Origin of the sequence: Myxococcus sp. CA033, assembly GCF_013336625.1 — a bacterium.
GTDB classification, from domain to species: domain Bacteria; phylum Myxococcota; class Myxococcia; order Myxococcales; family Myxococcaceae; genus Myxococcus; species Myxococcus llanfairpwllgwyngyllgogerychwyrndrobwllllantysiliogogogochensis.
In genome coordinates, this window is the sequence record NZ_JABUMU010000008.1 from 164154 (window position 1) to 179650 (window position 15497).

12 protein-coding genes are annotated in these 15497 nt (G+C 70.5%); 9 read left to right on the forward strand and 3 right to left on the reverse strand.

Annotated elements, in window-relative coordinates:
- Positions 1–20 precede the first annotated feature (20 nt).
- The gene (locus HUA78_RS21400; protein WP_174477040.1) at positions 21–1718 is read left to right on the forward strand and encodes a DUF692 family multinuclear iron-containing protein; all 1698 of its coding nucleotides are present in this window, start codon (positions 21–23) and stop codon (positions 1716–1718) included.
- Positions 1719–1729: 11 nt separating this feature from the next.
- On the forward strand, positions 1730–2368 hold the full coding sequence (udk, locus tag HUA78_RS21405; RefSeq protein ID WP_141643739.1) for a uridine kinase: 639 nt from the start codon (positions 1730–1732) through the stop codon (positions 2366–2368).
- 13 nt (positions 2369–2381) lie between these two features.
- Here udk and HUA78_RS21410 read toward each other — a convergent pair whose 3' ends face one another.
- On the reverse strand, positions 2382–3416 hold the full coding sequence (locus HUA78_RS21410; protein ID WP_174456666.1) for an alpha/beta fold hydrolase: 1035 nt from the start codon (positions 3414–3416) through the stop codon (positions 2382–2384).
- Positions 3417–3467: 51 nt separating this feature from the next.
- On the opposite strand from HUA78_RS21410, the gene HUA78_RS21415 reads away from it, so the two are divergent.
- The gene (locus HUA78_RS21415) at positions 3468–4382 is read left to right on the forward strand and encodes a hypothetical protein (RefSeq protein WP_174456665.1); all 915 of its coding nucleotides are present in this window, start codon (positions 3468–3470) and stop codon (positions 4380–4382) included.
- A gap of 40 nt (positions 4383–4422) precedes the next feature.
- Here HUA78_RS21415 and HUA78_RS21420 read toward each other — a convergent pair whose 3' ends face one another.
- A complete protein-coding gene (locus HUA78_RS21420; protein WP_174464245.1) occupies positions 4423–6621 on the reverse strand; it encodes a PQQ-binding-like beta-propeller repeat protein in 2199 nt (732 codons plus the stop codon).
- Between the two features lie 98 nt (positions 6622–6719).
- Here HUA78_RS21420 and HUA78_RS21425 point away from each other — a divergent pair, with 98 nt between their 5' ends.
- The 6 genes from HUA78_RS21425 to HUA78_RS21450 all read left to right on the forward strand — a co-directional run bounded on the left by HUA78_RS21425 (position 6720) and on the right by HUA78_RS21450 (position 13578).
- Positions 6720–8885 (forward strand): HTH domain-containing protein, encoded by a 2166-nt coding sequence (locus tag HUA78_RS21425; protein ID WP_254623824.1) that lies wholly within the window; start codon positions 6720–6722, stop codon positions 8883–8885.
- 67 nt (positions 8886–8952) lie between these two features.
- Positions 8953–9867, forward strand: coding sequence for a HEAT repeat domain-containing protein (locus HUA78_RS21430; RefSeq protein ID WP_174477041.1), 915 nt, complete (start codon positions 8953–8955; stop codon positions 9865–9867).
- The gene (locus HUA78_RS21435) at positions 9845–10495 is read left to right on the forward strand and encodes a hypothetical protein (RefSeq protein WP_371745625.1); all 651 of its coding nucleotides are present in this window, start codon (positions 9845–9847) and stop codon (positions 10493–10495) included. Before HUA78_RS21430 ends, HUA78_RS21435 begins: the two co-directional genes overlap by 23 nt.
- Positions 10496–10593: 98 nt before the next feature.
- On the forward strand, positions 10594–11613 hold the full coding sequence (locus tag HUA78_RS21440) for a biotin--[acetyl-CoA-carboxylase] ligase (RefSeq protein ID WP_174477042.1): 1020 nt from the start codon (positions 10594–10596) through the stop codon (positions 11611–11613).
- Between the two features lie 55 nt (positions 11614–11668).
- A complete protein-coding gene (locus HUA78_RS21445; protein WP_141648083.1) occupies positions 11669–12439 on the forward strand; it encodes a type III pantothenate kinase in 771 nt (256 codons plus the stop codon).
- A complete protein-coding gene (locus HUA78_RS21450; protein WP_174477043.1) occupies positions 12436–13578 on the forward strand; it encodes a hypothetical protein in 1143 nt (380 codons plus the stop codon). Before HUA78_RS21445 ends, HUA78_RS21450 begins: the two co-directional genes overlap by 4 nt.
- Positions 13579–13662: 84 nt before the next feature.
- On the opposite strand, the gene HUA78_RS21455 is transcribed toward HUA78_RS21450, so the two are convergent.
- On the reverse strand, positions 13663–15429 hold the full coding sequence (locus HUA78_RS21455; RefSeq protein WP_174477044.1) for a response regulator: 1767 nt from the start codon (positions 15427–15429) through the stop codon (positions 13663–13665).
- Between the last annotated feature and the right edge of the window lie 68 nt (positions 15430–15497).

Below are 15497 nucleotides of genomic sequence, written 5' to 3' on the forward strand. Positions count from 1 at the left end.
GGTGGTCTAGGGTCCGCCGCATGACGCAGGCTGTTTCGGACGCATGGACGTTGCCCTGGCGGGGCCTGGGGCTGAGCAGCAACCTGAGCGCGGCGGACATCCCGCAGCCCTACCGGCTGCTCGACGCGTCACCGGGCCTCTTCGACTTCGTCGAGTACAGCGCGCCCCTGTCCCTGGACGAAGCGCGCGCCCAGGCGTCGCTGTTCCCCGAGATGTGGAGCCGCCGCTCGGACGTGCCCGTGCTCTTTCACCCCGTGCACCTGAATCTCTGGGGGCCGGAGCTGGAGCCTGTCTCCGTGCTGAAGGACCTGGACGCGCACGCGCGCGCCGTGGGCAGCCCGTGGGTGGGCAACGACGTGGGCTGGTGGCACGTGGGGGGCCAGCCGTTTCCGGGATACCTCTACATCACGCCTCCCTTCAACGAGGCGGGGCTCAGCGACTGCGTGGCGCATGCGCTCCATGTCCAGGCCCACCTCTCCATGCCCCTGGTGCTGGAGAACCCCGCGGTGCTGGCGCGGCGGGGCGAGTGGCACGTGCTCGACTTCCTCGCGAAGCTGCACGCGCGTACGGGCCTGCCGCTGCTGCTCGACCTGGGGCACCTCTTCAGTCATCAGCTTGCGTCCGGTCTCCCGCTGGAAGCCGGATTGGATGGGTTCCCCCTGGAGCAGGTCGTCGAAATCCACATCGCGGGCGGTGTGGTGACGCGCCGCGGGGCTCGCGGCTTCTACGTCGATGACCACACGCAGCCGGTGCGCGAGGAGCTGTTCAAACTGTTGGAGTCCTTGCTACCGCGTTGTCCTTCCCTGCGCGCCGTCACCTTCGAGGGCGATGGTCACCCCGCCGAGGTGGCGCAGGTGTCACTGCGTCGCCTGCGCGCGATGATTCCTTCGGGAGAGCGGCCTCCGCTGCGCCTGCGCGCTCCCGAGGCTCGCACGCCAACCCCGCTGACGGGTGACAGCCGCCCCTGGGAGCTGTTCGAGGCGGGCCACGGCCTGGTCCCCACGGGCGCGACGGAGGACCCCGAGGGCACGCTGGCGGACCAGGACTTCCGGCTGGCCGTGGTGGCGGAGCTGCTGGACAAGGACTGGCCGCTGTCGCGCCTGCTGCTGGCGGGAACACGCGAGGACCTGGTCGCCTTCACCAGCTCGCGCGAGTACCGGAACCTCTTCGAGGGGGGAGGGCGCTCGCTGGCGCAATCCTTCTCCACCTGGGCGATGCGGCGGCTGCGCGAGCGGCCCGATGACGGGGCTTCCGCCGCGCTGAGCCTGGAGATGATGGCGCCCACCGCGTTCATGAAGGCGGTGCCCGCACCGGGGGCGGGGCAGGTGGGCATGGTGGACGAGGTCCGGCCCGGGAGCTTTCCGGCGGACCTGTCCGAGCTGCTCTTCGCGGCTCGGGCCGTGCGCCGGCACCTCACCTCCCGTGCGTGGGCATGTGGGGAGCTGGAGCTGTCCGGGCTGGAGGCCCTGGCGCAGGTGGCGCGGCGCCCGGGAGCCTCGCCGTGGACCTTCGCGGTGCGACGCAAGTCCCCGGGACATGAGCTGTTGAGCGTGTCGCGGGGGCTGGCGGAGCTGCTCCGGGAGCTGTCCGCCCGGCCCCGGGCGGTGGAGTCGGTGCCCCCGGCCCTGCTGGCGGAGGGGCTCCATCACCGGCTGATCCGCCTGGGTGACACCCCCGGAGTGGACCGAACCCTTGCACCTGCCCGTCCGGTAGGGTAGGTCGCGCCGCAATGACGTCGTCACCCCTGGTTATCGGCATCGCGGGTGGCACCGCGTCCGGCAAGACCACCGTCGCCCGAAAGGTCCGTGAGGCGCTTGCCGACTGCCGCGTGGCCTTCATCGATCAGGACTCGTACTACCGGGACCTGAAGGACCTCCCCATCGCGGACCGCCGGGAGGTGAACTTCGACCACCCGGACGCGTTCGACACGGACCTGCTGGTCAAGCACCTCCGGGAGCTGAAGGCCGGACGCCCCATCCAGAAGCCCGTCTATGACTTCGTCACCTCGTCGCGTCAGCCCCGCACCATGGGCGTGGACCCGGGGGACATCATCCTCATCGAGGGCATCCTCGTCCTGCACATGAAGGAAGTGCGCGACGAGATGGACGTGAAGATCTACGTCGACGCGGACGATGACCTGCGCATCCTCCGGCGCCTCACCCGCGACATCAAGGACCGGGGCCGCGACTTCGACCACGTCGTCAGCCAGTACCTGCGCCACGTGCGCCCCATGCACATGGGCTTCGTGGAGCCGTCCAAGCACTTCGCGGACATCATCATTCCGCACGGCGGCAACAACGAGATCGCCATCAGCATGCTGGTGGGCGCGTTGCGCGGGAAGCTCTCCGCGCCGCAGCCCCGCGAGTAGCGGAGGGCCGTCTTCAGCCCACGCGCCGGAGGAAATCCCCCAGCGGCGCGTGCAGTCGCTCCGGCTCCGTCAGCAGGGCCCCATGGTCTCCGGGGCCGGGCAGCTCCACCATCCGCGCGCTCACGCCCGCGGCGCTCAGCAGATGGTACGTGTCCCGCACCCGGTTCACCGGCGCCAGCACGTCCGAGCTCCCCGCCAGCAGCAGCACCCGCGCGCGAATCTGCGAGAAGCAGTCCGCCACGTCGCAGCCCGCGTAGGCCGAGCACAGCGTCGCCCACGACGTGGCATCGAAGCGGTCGGCGAAGTCCTCCGCCTCCGCGTCCAGGGCGGCTTTCGCCGTGTCGACGTCAGGGAAGGTGCGGGACAGGTACTCCCGTCCGTACAGCAGCTTCTGGAAGTCCAGCCGCAGCCGCCGCATCGTCTTGCGAGGCTGGGCGTCCGGCTCGTACAGGCCCTCGCGGAAGTCCGGGTCCGCGCGGAGCAACTGCCACGCCAGCCCCAGCTTCTCGCGCACGCCCTCGGGCAGCGCCCGCGCCGCGCCGATGACGACCACCGAGTCCGACAGCTCCGGGAACAGGGCCGCCAGTCGCAGCGCTACCTGGCCTCCCAGCCCCACGCCCACCAGGCCCCGGACGCGGTTCAGCCCGCGGGCCCTCAAGAGCGCGGACACCCCGCGCGCCATGTCGAGCACGGTGAGCGGCGGCAGGTTGAGCCCCAGCCGCTCGCCCGTCTCCACGTCCACCGTCGCCGGTGACGTGCTCCCGAAGGGACTGCCCAGGAGCCCCGGGACGACGATGGGCATGATGCCCGGGTCCAACGGCCGCCCCGGCCCCACCACCTCCCGCGCCCATCCCGACGACTGGTACGCGGAGTCCTCCACGGGCCCGAGCGCCCGGTGCGAGTGAGATAAGTCGTGCAGCAGCACCACCGCTTTGCCGTCGCACGGTTCCCCGTAGGCCTCCCAAGCCACCTGGGGGTTGCGCAACAGCTCTCCCTCCTCCAGAGGAAGCAGCGAGTTGAACAGGTGGGTGCCGGTGGCCTGGATCACGTTGGGGAATTTTCATATCACTGCCTGCTCCACCGCACAGGAGACTGCCGCTTGAAGCGCTATTTCGGAGTCATTGTCCTCGTCGCTGGTGTGCTGCTGGGCGCCATCATGAGCTACCGCAGCGCCAGTGCCCGCACCAAGGAGGCGCAGCGTGAGGCGGACATCCAGCGCATCCACGCCGACTATCTGGAGCGCGTCTCCTGGATACGGGTCAACCCTGACGACAACGCGTATCGCGAGGAGTTGAAGCCCTTCTTCAAGAGCTACTTTGAGCAGGTGGACGACCACCTGAAGGCGTTCAACGGCAACAAGAACTTCGACAACTACCTGCAGGAGCTGGAGAAGCGCGCCGACAGCGGCAAGGACGAGCGCGCCGGAGATCGCAAGGCGTTCTACGACTACACGCGCAAGGTCTTCGACAGTCTGCGCGAGGGGCGCTACCGCCCGGTGTGGACGGCCACGGACAAGGGCATGCGGCTGGATGTCGTGTCCTCGGACGTCATCATGGTGATGGGCAAGCCCCAGGTGCGCTTGCAGCTCGCGCTGTGGGGCGCGCAGCGGACGCTGAAGGACGAGGGCAAGGTGCGGAAGATGATCACCAGCGCCTCGTTCGACACGGTGTGGAAGCTGACCGACGCGAAGGGGAAGCTCCTGGGCGAGATGCGCGGGAGCGACCCGTCGATGAAGGTCGACCACCCGGAGCGCTTCATCGCGGAGTTCCCTCCGCAGATGGTGCTGGGCCACTACGACCTGGACCTGATGCCCATCGAGGTGGCGAAGATGGACATGACCATCAACATCTCCTCGCGCGCGGCCTCGGGCGGTGACGCCACGGCCTCCTACGTGTGGAAGCTGGACGTGCCCTCCGAGTGGAAGCTGGGTGCGGGCGAGACGTGGGAAGGCGCCACGCAGGAAGAGCGCCCCGAGGACGAGATCGACCCGAGCAAGAAGGCCGCCGCGAACTAGCGGCCTTGGGGAGGAGGGGGCGCGGTGGGACTTCGCGCCCTCACTCCACGACGGTGAAGTGGGAGCCGAGCCGGTACGCGGACAGCGTGCCGGTGTCGTCCAGGAAGTAGAGGTTGAGGCGCACGTCCGCCTGGAGCGCGACGAGCCCCAGCCCGGCGCGGACCTCCGCCAGCACCTGGCCCCCGCGAGGGTCCACCGCGCGCACCTTCTCGCCGGCCAAGAGCGTGACGCCTCGCGCGGTGCGTGCCGGCAGCGCGCCGATGAGGGGCTCTCCCGCGGCCCCCACGCGCCAGTCCACCGTGCCCGACGCGGCCACCCGTGCCGCCGCGCCAGAGGCGCTCGTCACCACCACCGCGCGCGGCAGGGGTGACAGCGCATAGGGGCCCGGCCCCAGGTTCAGCGGCCGTTCCCACACCCGCTGTCCCTTGGCGTCCAGGCACAGCAACATGCCCTCGCGCTCGCGCTCTCCCGCGATGAACACCCGCGAGCCCACGGGCAGCGGCGCGGAGGGGTGGGTGAGGTTGGGCTCGTGCGTCCACGCCGCCTCGCCCGTGTGCGCGTCCGCCAGCAGCAGGGCCCAGTGCGAGCCGCGTCCCAGCAGCGCCAGGAAGCGCCGTCCCCACGGCACGGGGGCGCCATGGAAGGGCATGGGCGCGCGCATGCGGTAGCGCACCTGGCCGTCCTCCAAATCCAACCCGTAGACGTAGCCGGAGTCCGTCGTCACCAGGGCCCGGTGTCCCTGTGTCGTCAGCCAGCTTCGCTGCGTGCGGGGAGGCGCCAGCCGCCACACCTCGCGTCCGGTCGCCTCCGCGAAGGCCACCACGGTGCGGTCCTCGGAGAGGGTGAGCAGCAGCCCATCCTTGCGCAGCAGCAACGGCCCCAGGGGGATGCCGTCGTGGTCATGTAGCCAGCGCGCACCCGTGCCCCGGCCCGTGAAGCCGTACACGCGCGACAGGTCCGCCGCCACCGCGTGCCCATCCGCCGACGCGGCCACGCCCAGCGCCGCCGCCCGCTTCCACAGTCGCGAGCCGTCCTTGCGCGAGAAGGCCACCGCCGCCTGGGGCGCGCAGCACACGGGCCCATGACGCCCCAGCAACAGGCGGGACTCCTCCGCGTCCTCCAGCCCGCGCTGTTCCCACAAGCGGTCGAACCGCAGCCGCCGCAGTCGACCGGGCACCTTGAGTGGCTTCGACACGCTCTCCGCCGTCCTCGTCCGCTTCTCGCGGGCCGCGCCGGTCTGCTCCGGGGGCTCCACCGCGCCGCGCAGGTGGGACAGGCCCTCCCGGCACCGGTCCGCCAGCTCCACCAGATAGGGGTTGCTCACCTGTGCGCGGTCTTCCTCCGCGAACGCGGCGGCGAGCGCCTCACCCAGGTGGAAGAGGGCGGTGGCCAGGGTGCCGCCGGTGAGCGCGAAGGGCGCTCCGGTGCGCCCCGTCCGGGCCTTGCCCGTTTGAAGGTCCAGAAACAGTGGAGTCCGGGCGCCCGCGGGCTCCAATTCGAAGCGCGCCTCCCCCAGCTCCACCGCCCGGGTCAGCTCCACCGCCTGCCGCGACAGCTCCAGCACGGTGAGGAACGGCGGGGCCTGCACCTTCCACGCGTCCGGCCGGCCGGGCAGCGCCAGCCACACCTCACCAGCGCCCAACAGGGAGGCCAGGGTTCCGGATGCGCCCCGCTTGCCGCCCTCGCGACTGGCTCGCGCGCCGGCGTCCTTCAGCTCGAAGCCGAAACCGGGTGTTTCAGGCGGCTCCACCCGCTTCACCGACGGGCGGGCGGGCTCTTCCTCCGGGGGCCTCGCCGGGCGACCGAGCTGTTTCAGGGGCTCCGCCAGGGCCTGGGCCAGGGGCCCGGACACTGCTCGGGGCGCCACCCGGGTGACGTCCGACAGGAATCGCGCGCCGGTGCCCCGGACCGCCTCCGTCAGCTCCTCGGCGTCCACCCGCACGGGGGGGCGCATCAGCCGGGCGGGGCGGGCGAGGCTCGCCACGAGGAGCTCCACCTCCGCGCCGACCCTCCGGAGCACCAGCTCCAGGTGGGCCTCCGCCAGGGAAACCTGGGCCAGCCCACGCCCCCCTGTATGCAAGGAGGCCACGGCGCGCACCAAAGCGGGAACGACTTCTGCTAAGGACTCCTCCACCGCGCCGGACAGCAGGTCCACTCCATCCAGTTCCAGTGCGATGGAATCCAGCGGGGAGGCCGAGGGTTCGCGTTTCCAACGCTGTCCGATGCGTATGCGGGTCATCTTCGGTTCGTTGACAAGCCAGTTTACCGATGGCTAGCATCCGCCGCCCATACGGACCTACATTTTTGTAACCGTTCGGAATTCTTGGGGAATACTCGATGACATTTTACGAGGCCGCGCTCCGAATCCTGGAGAGCGAAGGTCGTCCCCTCCACTTCCTTGAAATCACCGAGAAGTCCATCCAACAAAGCCTGCTCTCCCACGTCGGCAAGACGCCTGAGGTGACGATGCTCTCGCGTCTCGCCGCCATGGCGCGTCGCACGAGGGACCGCAAGGTGATTGTGACCGCGAAGGACACCTTCGCGCTGGTGGATTGGTCGATTCCCGAGGATGTGGAGGCCCTGGCGCAGACTGGCGTAATCGAGCCGAATCCGGAAGAGGACTTGCCGCCGCTGCGTCCAGCGGAGCGGCATCCGGAGCCGCGCACGGACAATGTGCGTGCGGCGGGCAGAGGCAGCGAGCGCAAGCGCCGGAGGGACGAGGACGAGGAGCGGGGTGGAAAGCGCAAGCGCTTCCCGCCGCTGCCCGAGGTGGTGTTCGAAATCCTCAGCGACGCCGAAGCCGGGCTGCGCACGGAGGTCATCATCGAGCGCGCTCGGAGCAAGGAGCTGTGCGCCGAGGACCTCACGGTGGAGGCGGTGCTCACGGCGCTGTTGGAGGACAACCAGCGTCGCATCGACGCGGGTCGGCGTCCGCAGTACGCGTTCAACAAGGACTCCGGAGAGGTGACGCTGGAGCGCGCGGGTTCGCCGAGCGAGGCTCCGTCGCTGGAGCTGCAGGCCGCGTTCGCGCAGGCGCTGGGCATTCCCCTGGAGGCCGGGCGTCCGGTGCTGGCCCGTACGGCGGCCACGGCGGCGGCGGGAGAGCCGGTGGTCGACGCCGCGCTGCTCGCCACGCTGCGCACGTCGCTCAAGGATGCACGCCGTGCCGTGGCGCGCGGGCTGCGCAAGCGCCTGGGCGAAGCGGACGTGGGCACCTTCGAGAAGTCCGTGGTGAAGATGATGCACGGGCTGGGCTTCCGCGAGCTGAAGGTGGCCAAGCGCTCCAAGGAAGGCCCCCTGCTCACGGCGCGCAAGCGCGAGGGCAGCGTGGAGCTTCGCTACGCGGTGCGCATGCTGAAGGGCGCGCCCGCCATCGACCGCAAGTCGGTGCAGGAGCTGCGTCGCGACCTGAGCCACTACTCGGCGCAGGTGGGTCTGCTGGTGAGCGCGGGTGACGTGCGCGGGGATGCGCGCACGGAGGCCCAGGCCAGCGGCTCGCTGGTGATGTTGTGGTGTGGCGACGCGCTGGGTGAGAAGTTCCTCGAGGCCGAGACGGCCGTCACCATCACCCGGGTGGAGCTGTACGAGGTCGACGAGACCTTCTTCGAGGCCGCGAAGCTGGACGCCGAGGAGGCCCAGAAGCGCCGCGAGGAGCGTCAGCGCGAGAAGCAGACGCGCGACGACGAGTCCCCGGAGGTTGCCGCCGCCGCGTCGTCGGAGCGGCCGGAGCGTCCTCCCCGCGAGAAGCGTCGCCGGGAGCGCGAGCGAGACCGCGACAAGCAGCGCGAGGCCCGCCCGAGTGACGAGGTCGAGGTCTCCTCCGAGGGAGCCGAGGCACGCGGAGGCGGAGAGTCCGCCGCCGAGGGCCGTGAGAGCTTCCCCACCGCGCCCGTGTCCCCGCCGCAGTCCACGGGGGCCGAGGACGAGGAGGGCGATGACGGGGATGACGACGAGGACGACGACCTCGAGGCCGCGAGCGCCTTCGTGGGTGCGCGTCCCGAGGGCGGAGCCGCGGAAGGCGGCGATGCCGCGCAGGGTGACCGCAAGCGCCGCCGCCGCCGTCGTCGGGGTCGCCGCGGCCGTGGCAATCGGGGCACCGAGGCGGGTGCCACGCCTACGGGCGAGGCCGGTGCCGCGCCTACGGGTGAGGCCGGCGCCGCGCCCCAGGGCGAAGCAGGGGCCGTCGCTCCGGGCGAGGCCGCGCCTTCGGGCGAAGCCACCGCCGCGCCTCAGGGCGAGGCGGGAGCCGACACCCAGGGCGAGACCGTCGCCGCTCCGGCGCGGGTCTCCGAAGAGGAGGCTGTCGCCGCGCCCCAGGTTGGCGTCGAGTCCACGGAGGAGGGGCGCATTGCTCCCGCCGCCGAGGCCTCGCCCACGGAGTCTCATCGGGATGTTCCTCCGCCCCCGCCGGCCACCGAGTCGACGCAGGCGGGTGAGTCGCACGAGGTGCGAGAGGCTGCGCCTCTTCCGGCTCGGAGTCCGTCCGAAGGGGGAGAGGGCTGACACGGTTCGTCGCGGAGGGTGGGATTGGCCGGCACGGGCTGTCCCCGGGTGTTAGCCTGGGGGAGCGATGAAGCCGGCCTTGATGCTCGCCATCTGCGTCGTCCTCCTTGGCGCCTGCCGGTCGCAGGCGCCAAGCTACCCGGTGGCGCCGGTGGATGTGTCCGGCGCCACGGTGCGGGACAACGCCCTGCTGGGACTCGCGCCCGAGGGTGTCGCGACGTTGTTCACCCAGGCATTGAGGTCCTCCCGTCGCTTCGAGCTGAAGGGCGAGGAGGGGCCCCGCGAGGTGCGTCCCTGGCGCCTGACGCTGGATGTCCCCTTCACGCGCGAGGTGCTGAAGGACGGGGACCCTCGCAGCTACGCCGAGGTGGGCGCCAACCTCGTGCTGGAGCGCTTCGGCGGTGAGCTGCCGCAGCACTACGAGGTGGTGGGCCTGGGCGAGGCGCCGGTGCTGGAGGACTCGCCCTCCGGACGACAGGCCGCCATGCGCACCGCGCTGGAGTCCGTGCTGCGGCAGGTGACGGACTCGGCGGTGATGCAGCTGTCCGCGCTGGATCGCACCGATGAGGTGCTGGTGCAGGAGCTGCGCGCGGATGACACGCGCGTGCGCGAGTTCGCCCTGCGCACGCTGGCCGAGCGTCAGCACCCCGCCGCCGCGCCGCTGCTCATCGATCGGCTGAAGGAGTCCTCCGACGGGGACGTCCTGCGCAAGACGATTGGCGCGCTGGTGGAGATGAAGGCGCGCGTCGCCGTGCCTGCGCTGATTGACCTGGCGCGGGGACGCGACAACGGCTTCGTGCAGGAGCTGGTCTTCGCCGTGGGGGAGATTGGTGGCCCCGAGGCGGAGGCGTACCTGTATACGGTGGCCCAGGGGCATGACGCGCCCGCCGTGCAAGCCGCGGCGCAGCAGGCCCTGGAGACGCTCTACGCATCACGCAAGCACATCACCGCGGAGGCGCGTGGTCGGGACCACGCGGACTGACATCGAGATGACGCGTTCGTTCGGAGTGGGTGGCGCCGTCCTTCTGGCCGCCCTGATGCTGGGGAGCGGCTGCTCCAAGCGGGTGGAGGCGGAGCCGGAGAAGCAGTCCGCGTCTGGCGACGTCTCGGACTACTACCCGCTCGCGGTGGGCAACCGGTGGACGTACCGGGTCAACGGTCGCGCCGACAAGCTCGTCACCGTGGAGATCCTCAAGCAGGAGGAGGGTTACTTCCACGACAACCAGGGTGGGCAGCTGGCCGTGGACGCCTATGGCCTGAGAGACCCCAAGCGCTACCTGCTGCGAGGGCCCCTGGAGACGGGCCACGCGTGGACGAACGTGGTGTCGGTGTCCTCCACGGAGCGCTACCAGATTGTCCAGGCCGGGGGCTCGTGTGACACACCCGCGGGCAGCTTCCCGTCCTGCATCCAGGTGGAGGGGCGCAACCGGGTGGATGCCCAGGCCACGCTCATCAACACCATGACGTTCGCCCCAGGGGTGGGCATGGTGCTCCTGGAGACCGCGCTGGAGACGGCGAGCCAGCGCATCCCCCAGACGCGCCTGGAGCTGACGAAGTACGAACTGGAGGGCAGCCGTCCCTCTGGGGCAAGCACCCCGCCCGCCGGCTGACCGCCCGACTGGTGAACAGGGAGGGGCAGGCGTTGGGGCGGGCGAGTTGAAAGCCCGTCCGCCGGTCCGTACCCTTGCGCCTCGTGCGAGGTGCCGCCGTGCCCGTGGAATCGACTGAGCAGACGCAAGAGGAACTCATCCTGGGGTTCCTCTCCGAGAGTGGTGACGACTACACCTCTGGCGAGGCCCTGTCGGGCAAGCTGGGCCTTTCCCGCACGGCCGTCTGGAAACGCGTGGAAGCCCTTCGCACCAAGGGCTACCGCATCGAGGCCATCCCCGCCCGGGGCTACCGGTTGGTGGAAGTGCCAGACCGACTCACCTCGCTGGAGGTGGCGCCGCTGCTGGAGACCCATGACCTGGGTCGTACCCTCCACCACCACGCGGTCCTGGGCTCCACCAATGAGGTGGCCTTCCGCCTGGCCCAGGACGGGGCCGAGCACGGCGAAGTCGTCGTCGCCGAGCAGCAGACCTCGGGCAAGGGCCGCCGGGGACGGGTCTGGGTGTCCCCGCCGGGGCTCAACCTGTACTTCTCCGCCATCCTCCGTCCGGAGCTGCCGCCCCAGCGGGCCCCGGAGCTGACGCTGGTGGCCGCCGTGGCGCTGGCGGAGACGCTGCGCGAGGCCGGTACCGACGCCGCCATCAAGTGGCCCAACGACGTCCAGATTTCGGGGCGCAAGGTCGCGGGCATCCTCACCGAGCTGTCGGCCGAGCCGGAGCGGGTCCACTTCGTCATCGTCGGGGTGGGGGTCAACCTCAACTGCCAGTCCGAGCACTTCCCGGAGGAGCTGCGGGAGACGGCCACCTCGCTGTCGCTGGCCCGGGGAGAGCGGGTGAACCGCGCCCAGTTCGCCGCCCAGCTCTGGACGCGCATGGAGGAGTGGCTGGACCTCTATCTGGAGACGGGCTTCGACGCGGTGCGGACCCGCTGGAAGGAGCTGTCCTCCACCCTGGGGCAGGACGTGCTGGTTCGTACGGACCGCAACGAGCTGCGGGGGCTGGCGGTGGACATCGACCCGTCGGGGGCGCTGCTGGTGCGCACGGAGTCCGGGCAGGTCGAGCGCGTGCTGGCGGGCGACGTGGAGCAACTGCGGCCCCGGCAGTCGCCGCGCTCGAAGTAGGCGCGGGGCAAGGCGGTCCTCGACAAGTCACCTTCGGAGTAGAGTGCGGGCCGTGATTCTCCTGGCCATCGACGTGGGTAACACCAACACCGTCCTCGGCGTGTTCGACGGCCGCAAGCTGCTCGACCACTGGCGCGTGGAGACGAGCACCCGGCGCACCTCGGACGAGTACGGCATCCTGGTGCGCCAGCTCTTCTCCCACAGCGGCATCGACGCGACGAAGGTCGGCGCGGTGGCAGTGTCCAGCGTGGTGCCGCCGCTCCAGTTCAGCATGGAGAAGATGAGCGAGCGCTACTTCCGGATGCGGCCCATGTTCGTCGGGCCGGGCGTGAAGACGGGCATGCCCATCCTCTACGACAACCCCCGCGAGGTGGGCGCGGACCGCATCGTCAACGCGGTGGCCGCGTACGAGAAGCACCGCTCCGCCGTCATCGTCGTGGACTTCGGCACCGCCACGACGTTCGACGCGGTGTCGGCGCGGGGCGAGTACCTGGGCGGCTGCATCTGCCCCGGCATCAACATCTCCATGGAGGCCCTGTTCCAGAACGCCTCCAAGCTGCCGCGCGTGGAGTTCGCCCGGCCGCCGCACGTCATTGGCCGCAACACGGTGCACTCCATGCAGTCGGGCCTCGTGTACGGCTACGTCGGGCTGGTGGACGGCATCTGCGCGCGCATGCAGGCCGACCTGGGCCAGCCCGTGAAGGTCGTCGCCACCGGGGGCCTGGCTCCCCTGGTGGCCAGTGAATCCAAGGCCATCCACGAAGTGGACGAGCTCCTCACGCTCGAGGGCCTTCGCATCATCTACGGAAGGAACCACGCGACATGACCACCGCCGCCCCCAGCAGCATCCCAGCACCGCCTCCGGGCTGCCCCTTCAACGCGGAGTTCCTGCCGCCCAACCTGCGCAAGCACGTGGACCCTGCCGCGCCGGTGCCGCTGCGGATGATGGCCGCCAAGTCGCTGGTTCCGCTCAGCCCGTCGGACATGCTGGGCGCGTTGTTCATGCTGACGTTCGACCCGGACGAGGCCGTGCGGGAGACGGCGGCGAAGACGTCCGCGGGCCTTCCGGACAGGATTCTCGGCTCCGCGCTGCGCGACGAGGAGGTGCAGCCGCAGGTGCTGGGCTTCTTCCTGGGCCTCCTGAAGGAGAAGGCCGCCTACGCGGAGATGCTCATCCTCAACGCCAGCACGCCCGACGACGCCGTCGCGGTGGTGGCGCGCGACTGTGGCGCGAAGCTGGCGGAGATCATCGGCCAGAACCAGCTTCGCTTGCTTCGTCACGAGGACATCCTGCGAGGCCTCTGCTCCAACGCGCAGGCGCAGGTGTCGCTCATCGACAGCGTCTGTGACTTCGCCGTGCGCAGTGGCCTGGTGCTGGCGGACGTGCCGCAGATGAAGGCCGCGCGAGTGCGCCTGTTCGGCCCGGAGGCCGCCGAGGCTCCGCCGGACCCGGGCCCCACCGCGGATCAGCTCCTCCAGGAGATGGGGGGCGAGGTGGCGGACGAGAACGCCGCGCCGCTGGAGGAGGGCAAGCGGCTGACGCTGGCGCAGCGGCTGATGAAGATGTCCATCGCGGAGAAGATCAAGCTGGCGACGCTGGGCAACAAGGAAGCCCGCACGGCGCTCATCCGCGAGACGAACAAGCTGGTGGCCGTGGCCGTCGTCCGCAGCCCGCGCATCACCGACGGCGAGGTACTGTCCTTCGCGGCCAACCGCGCGATGATGGATGACGTCCTGCGCGTCATCTACAACAACCGCGAGTGGACGAAGAACATGAAGGTGCGGCTGGCCCTGGTGAAGAACCCCAAGGTGCCGCTCACCGTCACCATGAAATTCCTCAACTCGCTGCGCGACAACGAAGTCAAGGACCTGAGCCGCGACAAGAACGTGCCCGCGGCGGTGCAGGCGTTCGCCAAGAAGCTCTTGGAGAAGAAGACCACGCCCAAGAAGACCGAGGACAAGTAGGCGCGGGGTGGGGGAGCCTTCCAGACGGGAGGCTCGACCCCCAAGGTTCAACCGCCCCAGGAGGACCCGGGGCGTTCAGCCGCTTCAGGCCGCCGCTTCGTCGGCGTCGGCCACGGCGGAGGCGGGCTCCTCCAGGAGCTGCTGGGCGATGACGAGCGCCTTCTTCGTCTTCTCGCGCAGCTTCTCGTCGTTCTTGATGCGCGCGTAGAGCTTCGTCACGCGCTCCTCGTTGCGGACCGCGGTGGCCTCCAGCTCGGAGATGCGCTTGCGCAGCTCCTCCGCCTCGTCCGCCGCGCGGGTGCCCTGCTCGGACAGCTCCGACTGGGTCTGCTCCAGCTGGCCCCGCAGTTCCTCGGCCTCGCGCTGCGCCGTGTCCACCTGGGCGCGAAGGCCCTCGGCCTCCTCGTGCGCGGCCTGCACATCCGCCTCGAGCTGGCCGGTGCGGTTGCGCAGCTCTTCCAGTTCCGCGTTGAGTCCGGCGACCTGTGCGGCCTGCTGATCCAGCTCCTCCTGGACGGTGGCCAGCCTGGCGGTGGCGCCGCGCGCCTCGTCCTTGGAGGTGGCGAGCTGCTGGTCCACGCGCTTGCGCTCCGCGGCGAGCGTGTCCGCGCGCGTGGTGAGCGTCTTGATCTGCGCGTCGCGCCGGGCCATCTCGGACTCGGCCGTGCTGGACTTCTGCTCCAGCTCCAGGTGCTGGTCCTTCAGCTCGACGATCTCCTGGTCCTTCTGGTTCAGCTCCGTCTTCAGGCGCAGGATTTCCTTGTCGCGCTTGTTGACGGCGTCGCGCAGGGCGAAGGTGTCCTTGTCGTTCTTCCCGACGGACGCGCGCGCGGTCTCCAGCTCGGTGGCCTTGCCTTCCAGCTCGGACTCCAGCTCGCGCACCCGGTCCTCGGCCTGCGCGGCCACGCCACGCGAGTCCTCGAGCGACGCCTGGAGCTCGGCGACCTTCGCGCGCAGGTTGCGCAGCTCGGCGGCGTCGGCGGCGGACGTGACGGGGGCGGCCGGAGTGGCGGCCACGGGCGGAGTGGTGGGGCGGGAAGGCGCGGGCGGCGGGGTGCGCGCGGGCGGCGGGGTGGTGGGCCTGGCCGGCTCGATGACCCTCAGCGGGGGCGGCGGCGCGGCGGCGGGGACGGGCATGAAGCCCACCACCGTCTTCTCCGAGTCATCCAGCGCGTCCAGGGCGTCATCCGCGTCCGAGCCGAGCGAGTCCAGGGTGGAGAAGTCCTCTTCCACGCCCTCCACGACGGCGTCGGGAGGCGCCTCGACGGGCTCCTCCTCCACGAGCGCGGCGGGCTCCGGCTCGGGCGAGGACATGTCGTTGAAGGCCGCGTCCAGGTCCAGCTCCTCGCCGGCGACCGCGGGCTCCTCTTCGCCCGTGTCCACGGAGATCTCCTCGCCGAAGTCCGCCGTCATCGGCTCGTCGCCGAGCGCGTCCAGGGTGAGGCTCTCGTCCACGACGTCCTCGGAGACGGGCAGCTCCGGGAAGCCAATCAGCGCGCCCACGCGGTCCGTGAGGAGCTGCGCGTCCACCGGCATGGCCACGTACTCGTCCGCGTGCGCCTTCAGCTTGCGGTGCTGCGCGAAACCATCCGGGTTGCCGATGATGACGATGGGGACGTTCTTGAGGTCATCGTCCTTCTTCAGCTTGCCGCAGATGAGGTAGCCGTTCTGCCCGGCGGACAGCTCCACGGCCAGCACGACGAGGTCGGGCCGGTCCCGGCGAATCTGCTCCACGCTGCCCTTGCCGTCGGCGGTGTCGTCCACCGTGAAGCCCCGTCCTTCCAGGACGGGCCGCAGGGTGGCGGCGAGGGCGGTGTCGCTCTTTTCGACGATCAGGATTTTCTTGGACATGTAGGAACGGCCCGACCTGGGTGCGGCGCGCGCGGGCGCCACGAGTGACGGTGGCACGCGAGGAAAGA

Coding starts and splice junctions, on each gene's coding strand:
- HUA78_RS21430 (WP_174477041.1), top strand. CDS start 8,953: ATGAAGCCGGCCTTGATGCTCGCCATCTGCGTCGTCCTCCTTGGCGCC.
- udk (WP_141643739.1), top strand. CDS start 1,730: ATGACGTCGTCACCCCTGGTTATCGGCATCGCGGGTGGCACCGCGTCC.
- HUA78_RS21425 (WP_254623824.1), top strand. CDS start 6,720: ATGACATTTTACGAGGCCGCGCTCCGAATCCTGGAGAGCGAAGGTCGT.
- HUA78_RS21455 (WP_174477044.1), bottom strand. CDS start 15,429: ATGTCCAAGAAAATCCTGATCGTCGAAAAGAGCGACACCGCCCTCGCC.
- HUA78_RS21400 (WP_174477040.1), top strand. CDS start 21: ATGACGCAGGCTGTTTCGGACGCATGGACGTTGCCCTGGCGGGGCCTG.
- HUA78_RS21420 (WP_174464245.1), bottom strand. CDS start 6,621: ATGACCCGCATACGCATCGGACAGCGTTGGAAACGCGAACCCTCGGCC.
- HUA78_RS21450 (WP_174477043.1), top strand. CDS start 12,436: ATGACCACCGCCGCCCCCAGCAGCATCCCAGCACCGCCTCCGGGCTGC.